At 68.8% G+C, this 6,977-nt stretch carries 7 protein-coding genes and 1 pseudogene; 4 read left to right on the top strand and 4 right to left on the bottom strand.

The genetic code is table 11. The features are described 5' to 3' along the window. Positions 1-579 (bottom strand): bifunctional adenosylcobinamide kinase/adenosylcobinamide-phosphate guanylyltransferase (locus tag G6023_RS10385; protein WP_182635383.1); only part of this gene is annotated, 579 nt, incomplete at its 3' end. 41 nt (positions 580-620) lie between these two features. Continuing rightward, the gene (locus G6023_RS10380; RefSeq protein WP_096905669.1) at positions 621-1,322 is read right to left on the bottom strand and encodes a DUF3043 domain-containing protein; all 702 of its coding nucleotides are present in this window, start codon (positions 1,320-1,322) and stop codon (positions 621-623) included. Positions 1,323-1,488: 166 nt separating this feature from the next. Between G6023_RS10380 and G6023_RS10375 the strand changes: the two genes are divergently transcribed. Both G6023_RS10375 and G6023_RS10370 read left to right on the top strand, forming a co-directional pair. Further along, complete coding sequence (locus G6023_RS10375) at positions 1,489-1,836, top strand: HesB/IscA family protein (RefSeq protein WP_067714160.1); 348 nt, start codon at positions 1,489-1,491, stop codon at positions 1,834-1,836. A gap of 73 nt (positions 1,837-1,909) precedes the next feature. Beyond that, positions 1,910-2,887, top strand: a complete 978-nt coding sequence (locus tag G6023_RS10370) for a carbohydrate kinase family protein (RefSeq protein WP_120285790.1) — start codon at positions 1,910-1,912, stop codon at positions 2,885-2,887. An 18-nt stretch (positions 2,888-2,905) separates the two neighbouring features. Here the strand turns inward: G6023_RS10370 and asnB are convergent, their stop codons facing one another. Continuing rightward, positions 2,906-4,831: an asparagine synthase (glutamine-hydrolyzing) gene (gene asnB, locus G6023_RS10365; protein ID WP_067714154.1), complete on the bottom strand. Its 1,926-nt coding sequence runs from the start codon at positions 4,829-4,831 to the stop codon at positions 2,906-2,908. Between the two features lie 280 nt (positions 4,832-5,111). Here asnB and ctaC point away from each other — a divergent pair, with 280 nt between their 5' ends. Both ctaC and G6023_RS10355 read left to right on the top strand, forming a co-directional pair. Then, positions 5,112-6,179 carry an aa3-type cytochrome oxidase subunit II gene (ctaC, locus tag G6023_RS10360; RefSeq protein WP_132062096.1) on the top strand — a complete coding sequence of 356 codons (1,068 nt, stop codon included), beginning with the start codon at positions 5,112-5,114 and terminating at the stop codon, positions 6,177-6,179. A 36-nt stretch (positions 6,180-6,215) separates the two neighbouring features. Then, positions 6,216-6,632 carry a cytochrome c oxidase subunit 4 gene (locus tag G6023_RS10355; RefSeq protein ID WP_067714151.1) on the top strand — a complete coding sequence of 139 codons (417 nt, stop codon included), beginning with the start codon at positions 6,216-6,218 and terminating at the stop codon, positions 6,630-6,632. A 101-nt stretch (positions 6,633-6,733) separates the two neighbouring features. On the opposite strand, the pseudogene G6023_RS15740 reads toward G6023_RS10355, so the two are convergent. Continuing rightward, a pseudogene (locus G6023_RS15740) lies at positions 6,734-6,977 on the bottom strand (HNH endonuclease); the annotation flags it as partial.

Below are 6,977 nucleotides of genomic sequence, written 5' to 3'. Positions count from 1 at the left end.
GGCCGCCCCCGTCCGGGCGTCCGGGGTGCGAGTGGCGCCACCGGCGGTCGGGTGCACGGCCTCGAGGGGGAGGGGGCGACCGGCGACGACGAGGACCGCCGAGTCGCACACCCCGGCCAGCCGCCGGTTGAGCGAACCGATCACATCGGCGAACACCCGACCGGAGAGCGTGTCCGGCACGACTCCCAGACCGACCTCGGGCGAGACGAGGACGAGGGTGCCGGAGTGCTCGGCGACAGCGGTGACGAGGGCGTCCAGGTCCGCCGCGACCGCGGCACCCCCGTCGGTCCACCCGAGTGTGGCGTCCATCCGACGCGTCAACCAGCCTCCGAGGTCGTCCACGAGGACCGTCGATGTCGGGTGGTCGGCGAGGACCCGGACGATGTCCTCCGTCTCCTCGGTCACCCACCGGGTGGGCCGGCGCTCGCGGTGTGTCTCGATCCGCGCGGCCATCTCGTCGTCCCCGGGGTCGCGCCGGGCCGTGGCGACGTACACGACGTCGTCGTCCGTGGCCGCGGCCACCGACTCGGCGTGGGCGGACTTGCCCGAGCGGATACCACCGAGGACGAGCAGGCGCATGGGGGGTCAGGCCCTTCCGGGGATCAGTGGCTCTGGACGGGTCAGATGGCGTCGCCCGGGCGGACCCGGGGGCGGGGGGTGCGGAGCATGCGGGGCTGCGTCGCACGCATGACGGCGTACCACCCCATGCCGAAACCGGTGTCGTCGGTGGACGGGAACCTCTCGCGGACCGCCTTGTTCACGGTTCGTCCGAGGAGGATGCCGTCGACGACGACGACCATGATGAGCACCAGGAAGAGGGTCTGGCTGTAGACCATGAGGGTCGGGTTCGGGATGAGCTGGAACACGATCACGAACAGGGCGAGCGGCATGAACCAGTTGATGAGGCGCCGGTGGGTGTCGACCCAGTCGCGCGCGAACCGGCGGACCTCTCCGCGGTCACGGGAGAGCACGTAACGGTCGTCGCCCTCCATCATGAGCTGGCGGCGCTCCTCGCGCGCGGCGCGCTCGCCGGCCCTGGCGGCCCGACGCTCGTCCTTGGTCATGGTCGCCTGGGCGGCCTTCTTGCGCTCCTTGGCCTCTTTGCGGGTGACCGGCGCGGTCACCGGACCCTGGCGCACCCCGCGGGCGCGCTCCTGGTCGCGACGACGGGGCGTCGGCTTCCCCTTGCCCGCGGGGCGGCGCGGGTCGCCGGAGGGCTCGGAGGCAGCCGCATCCGCGGACGCGGATGCGGGCCGCCCCTCGGGGGCGGGGGAGCCTTTGCCGCTCTCGTCGTCTCTGGAGCCGAATGCACGCAACTTCACACACCCAGGCTAGGCGATCGACACCGGCGCCGGACATTCACCCATGGGCGACCGCAGGCGTATCGTAGGCGGGGGAACGGGTGCCGGGGAATAGAGGACTCCCCGGTGGGCGTTGAACCTTTCACGACGCCCCCGAAGCCCTCTTCCGATCGCAAGGAGAACCGACATGACCACTGCGGAGAACACCGCTACCGGCGTACTGCTCACCGAGGCAGCCGCCGCCAAGGCCAAGGCCCTGCTGGACCAGGAGGGTCGTGACGACCTCTCGCTGCGCATCGCCGTCCAGCCCGGTGGCTGCGCGGGCCTGCGCTACCAGCTCTTCTTCGACGACCGCTCGCTCGACGGTGACGTGGTCGACGACTTCGGCGGCATCAAGCTCGCCGTCGACCGGATGAGTGTCCCGTACCTGACCGGTGCGTCCATCGACTTCGTCGACAGCATCGAGAAGCAGGGCTTCACCATCGACAACCCGCAGGCCACGGGCTCCTGCGCATGCGGCGACTCGTTCAACTGACGCCGCGGTCGCACTGACGACCGGGCGACCCGGGCCGATCACCGATCGGTCCGGGTCGTCTACTGTCTGGGGCATGCCCGTCGTCATCACAGGTTCCATCGCCACCGACCACCTCATGACCTTCTCGGGTCGCTTCTCCGAGCAGTTGCTGCCGGACCAGCTCGCGCACGTGTCGCTGAGCTTCCTGGTGGATTCGCTGCAGATCCGCCGGGGCGGGGTCGGCGGCAACATCGCCTTCGCGCTCGGCGTCCTGGGTCGGCGACCCCATCTGGTGGGGGCGGCGGGCGAGGACTTCGTCGAGTACCGCGACTGGCTCGAGCGGCACGGTGTCGACTGCTCGGCGGTCCACATCAGCTCCGCGCTGCACACGGCGCGGTTCGTGTGCACGACCGATTCGGAGATGGCGCAGCTCGCGTCGTTCTACCCCGGTGCGATGGGGGAGGCGGCGACGATCTCGCTGGCTCGCCTGGCCGAGCGGATCGGCCGTCCGGACATCGTGCTCATCGGGGCCAACGACCCCACGGCGATGCACTCCCACACGATGGAGTGCCGCGAGCTCGGTCTGGACTTCGCCGCCGATCCCTCCCAGCAGCTCGCGTTCCTCGACGGGGACGCGGCCGGTGAGCTGGTCGACGGGGCGCGGTACCTGTTCACCAACGAATACGAGTACGAGCTGCTGCTCAACAAGACCGGGTGGTCGGCCGAGGAGCTGGACGCCAAGGTCGGCACTCGCGTCACCACCCGGGGTGGGAAGGGCGTCGTGATCGTCGAGCAGGGCGCGGAGCCCATCGAGGTCGGGATCGTCCCGTCGGACAACCTGCTGGATCCCACGGGGGTCGGCGACGCGTTCCGGGCGGGCTTCCTCTCCGGTGTCCTGGACGGGTTGTCGCTGGAGCGTTCCGCCCAGTTCGGAGCCCTCATCGCCACCCACGTCCTGGAGACCACGGGCACGCAGGAGTGGACCATCGACCCGGCCGCCGCCCGCCGCCGGCTCGTCGACGCCTACGGGGACGAGGCCGCCGAGGAACTGTCGGCGCTCCTTCCCGCCTGACCGTCCCGCCGCCTCCTGCTAGAGGCGGACGGGGTACTCGCGCTGCTCGATGTCCGGGGTGATCCGGCCCTCGACGAAGATGCCGTGCCAGATCATGAAGCACAGCATGGTCCAGATGCGACGACTGTGATCGGACTCGCCGCGGCGGTGCTCGTCGAGCATCCGCAGTACCGCGGCCTTGTCCACGAACTCGTCGGTGCCGGACGCCGCCACGTGCTCGCGTGCCCAGTCGTGCAACTCCGGCCCGGCCAGCCAGTGACGGGTCGGGACGGGGAATCCCAGTTTCTTCCGGTGCAGCACGTGGGCGGGAACGATCCGTTCGAGGGCCTTGCGCAGTGCGTACTTGGTGGTGCCGTGGGCGACCTTCTCGGTGTGGGGGAGCCGCGACGCGACCTCGTAGACCTCACGGTCGAGGAACGGCACCCGTAGCTCGAGGGAGTTGGCCATGGTGACCTTGTCGGCCTTGACCAGGATGTCGCCGCGCAGCCACGTGAACAGGTCCAGGTGCTGCATCCTCGCGACGGGGTCCCATCCGCGGGACCGCTCGTAGATCGGCGCGGTGACGTCCTGGTGGCTCCACTCCGGTCGGTAGTCGCGGAGGACCGCCTCCACCTGCGCGTCGGAGAAGGAGCGGGCGTTGCCGTAGTACCGGTCCTCGAGGCTCATCGAGCCGCGGTGCAGCAGGCTCTTGCCCCGGGTGCCCTCCGGGATCCGGGTGCTGAGTCGGCCCAGCGCACGACGGATCCCACCGGGGACCTTCTCGAACGGCGCCAGCGACAGGGGCTCCTTATAGATGGTGTAGCCACCGAACAGTTCGTCCGCGCCCTCACCCGAGAGGACGACCTTGACGTGCTTGCGCGCCTCGCGGGCGACGAAGTACAGCGGGACCAACGCCGGGTCGGCCACCGGTTCGTCGAGGTACCAGATGATCTCGGGGATCGCGGCGGCGAACTCCTCGGGCGAGACCACCTTGACGATGTGCTCCACGCCGATCGCGGCGGCCGACTCGGCGGCGACGTCGATCTCCGAGTACCCCTCGCGCTCGAAACCGGTGGTGAACGTCAGGAGGTTCTCGTTGTGGCGTCGCGCGAGGGCGGCGATGGCGGTGGAGTCGATGCCCCCCGAGAGGAACGAGCCGACGGTGACGTCGGCGCGCATGTGCTTGGCGACCGAGTCCTCGAGTGCGGCGGCGATCTCGTCGTAGCGGCGCTCGGCGTCGCCGTCGGCGACGGGCACGACGGGGAACGTGGGCTCGAAGTAGCGCTGGATCACGGGCTCGGTGCCGGGGGTGACCGTGGCATGGCATCCCGACTCCAGGCGCCGGACGCCCCGGGTGAGGGTCTCGTCCTCCGGGACGTACTGGAGGGTGACGTAGTGCTGGAGGGCGCGGGTGTCGAGGGAGGTGTCGACGACGACGAGGTCGATCAGTTCGGTGACCGACTTCTTCTCGCTCGCGAACACGGTTCCGCCGGGTCCGGTCGCCATGTACAGGGGCTTGATGCCGAAGGGGTCCCGGGCGACGAAGAGCGAACGCTCGACGGTGTCCCAGATCGCGAAGGCGAACATTCCGCGGAGCCGGCGGACGGCCGAGGGGCCCCAGTGGTGGAACGCCACGACGATCGGCTCGCCGTCACCCTCGGTGGCGAACACGGCACCGTGCTCGCGCTGCAGCTCCTCGCGGAGTTCGAGGTAGTTGTAGATCTCCCCGTTGAACACCAGCGCGTAACGGTCCGGCTGCTCGGGCGGACCCCAGCGGAGCGGCTGGTGAGAGTGCGCGATGTCGATGATCGACAGGCGGTTGAACCCGAAGGCCATGTCGCCGTCGACCCAGGTGCCCACCTCGTCGGGGCCGCGGTGGCGCTGGCACCCCATGGCGCCAAGGACCCGCGCCTCGTGGGTACGGGCGGAGCCGTCGGGGGTGATCAGACCAAGCAGGCCACACATGCGTCGGGTACCTCGTCCATCGTCGTCGGGGCGTCAGCGGTGACCCGCCCGAGCGGGTCGCGACGCGATCGAATACTACTGGTCGGCGGAACCCCTCCGGCCCCCCGCCGACGGCGTGGGGGCGGGGGCGGGTGAATTGCCGGACCCGCGGCTTCCATTCTGAGAGCCGTGGTCTACTCTTTTAAGGTGTCCCGGCCACGTGGCCGGTGCCGCTGATCAGGAAGGCGTGATGGTGGAACAGCGTGACGGGCGTCGTCGGACGCGCAGGGCGACACTCGCGATGTCTCTCGGCACATTGGGCTTGCTGTTGTCCGGTTGTAGCCTCCACACCGACAACAAGTGGTGGAACCAGACGATGAACTTCGGCTTCCCGACCGGGATCACCCCGGAGGGCGTCGCGATCCGCGAGTTCTGGACGGGCACAGTCATCACGTCGCTCATCGTCGGCTTCTTCGTGTGGGGCCTGATCTTCTGGTCGATGGCGTTCCACCGCAAGCGGAAGAACGACGACGGCGAGTTCCCGCGCCAGACTGCGTACAACGTGCCCCTGGAGCTGATCTACACGGCTGCGCCGTTCGTGATCATCTCCGTGCTCTTCTACTTCACCGTGGTCACGCAGAACAAGGTGCTCGATCTCCGTCCGCAGGAGGAGGTCGGCGTCAAGGTCGACGTCACCGCCTACCAGTGGAACTGGAAGTTCGGCTACAACAAGGTCGACGTCGCGGGTGTGTCCATCGAGGACGGCACCAACGAGCAGGCCCAGCGTGACGCCGAGGAGGCCGGGGTGCTCTCGGACGAGCAGCGCATGGCACTCGGTCACGACGGCGAGCCCGCCGCCGGCGGCCCGATCCACGGTCGTCTTGCCGAGGACAAGTCGTACCTCCACTACAACAACATCGAGACCGTCGGTACCTCCGAGGAGGTTCCGGTCCTGGTTCTGCCGACCGACACGCGCATCGAGTTCCGCCTCGCGTCGGCCGACGTGATCCATTCCTTCTGGATCCCCGAGTTCATCTACAAGCTCGACGTCATGCCGCACCCGGGCAAGAACCAGCAGTTGAGCATGTTCCAGATCGAGGAGATCGATCGCGAGGGTGCGTTCGTCGGACGCTGTGCCGAGATGTGCGGTGTCTACCACGCGATGATGAACTTCGAGCTGCGCGCGGTATCGCCGGAGGCCTTCGCCCAGTACATCCAGTTCCGTCAGGACAACCCGACCGCGTCCAACGCGGAGGCGCTGGAGTCGATCGGCCAGGACCCGTACTCGACCTCCACCGCACCGTTCAAGACCGGACGCAGCGATACCCGTGACCAGAACAACATCATCGAGACCGCGTCGGGCAACTGACGGTTCTCCCGGTATCACGCGAAGGATTCCTGAACGATGAACGCAACAGTACGAATTTTCGACGCCCTGTTTATCTTCCTGGCCGTCATGGGTATCGCGTACGCCTACCTCACCGGTACGTCTCGGACGGGCGTCGAGTGGGTCGGCGCCACGGCCTTCGTGCTCTCGGCCGGCCTGAGCCTGCTGATCGGTGGTTACCTCCGCTTCGTGGCGCGGCGCATCAGCACCCTGCCCGAGGACTTCGAGGAGGCCGAGGTCTCCGACGGCGCCGGCGAGCTCGGCTTCTTCAGCCCGCACAGCTACTGGCCCGTGCTGGTGGCCTTCTCGGTCTTCATCATCGGCTACGGAGCGGCCTTCTGGAACTGGTGGGTGCTCATCGGCGGCGCCGTCGCGCTGGTCATCACCGCCTGCGGCCTGGTCTTCGAGTACCACTGGGGTCGCGAGAAGCACTGACCGTCTGACCGTCTTCCACCGGGGCCCGGTGTCGCACGCTGCGACACCGGGCCTTTGTGCTGTCGCCACCAGGGTGTCGGCCCGGGCTCGCCGCGCGCCGGTCAGAAGGGTGGTGGGTCGGGGTCGTGGTGGTGGTCGGGTGGGGTGTCTGGTGGTGGGGCCATGGTGTTGGCTTTGCGTTCGGCGGCCAGGCGTAGGGCGCGTCGGTACCAGTGGGTGCTTTGTGGTCGGGGGTCGAGCCAGGGTCGGCGTGGGGGTGGGATGTCGGCGTCGGGGTCGGCCCTGGTGTCGGTCGCAGCCCCGGTGTCGGTGTCGGTGGTGTGGTGGCGCCAGCGTGCGAGGGGT

Origin of the sequence: Dietzia sp. DQ11-71, assembly GCF_014144995.1 — a bacterium.
GTDB lineage: Bacteria > Actinomycetota > Actinomycetes > Mycobacteriales > Mycobacteriaceae > Dietzia > Dietzia kunjamensis.
This window is presented reverse-complemented; position numbering and strand designations above follow the sequence as displayed.

Excerpts from the sequence above, each read along its gene's own strand:
- G6023_RS10375 (WP_067714160.1), top strand. The coding sequence starts at position 1,489 with ATGACCACTGCGGAGAACACCGCTACCGGCGTACTGCTCACCGAGGCA.
- ctaC (WP_132062096.1), top strand. The coding sequence starts at position 5,112 with ATGTCTCTCGGCACATTGGGCTTGCTGTTGTCCGGTTGTAGCCTCCAC.
- asnB (WP_067714154.1), bottom strand. The coding sequence starts at position 4,831 with ATGTGTGGCCTGCTTGGTCTGATCACCCCCGACGGCTCCGCCCGTACC.
- G6023_RS10370 (WP_120285790.1), top strand. The coding sequence starts at position 1,910 with ATGCCCGTCGTCATCACAGGTTCCATCGCCACCGACCACCTCATGACC.
- G6023_RS10355 (WP_067714151.1), top strand. The coding sequence starts at position 6,216 with ATGAACGCAACAGTACGAATTTTCGACGCCCTGTTTATCTTCCTGGCC.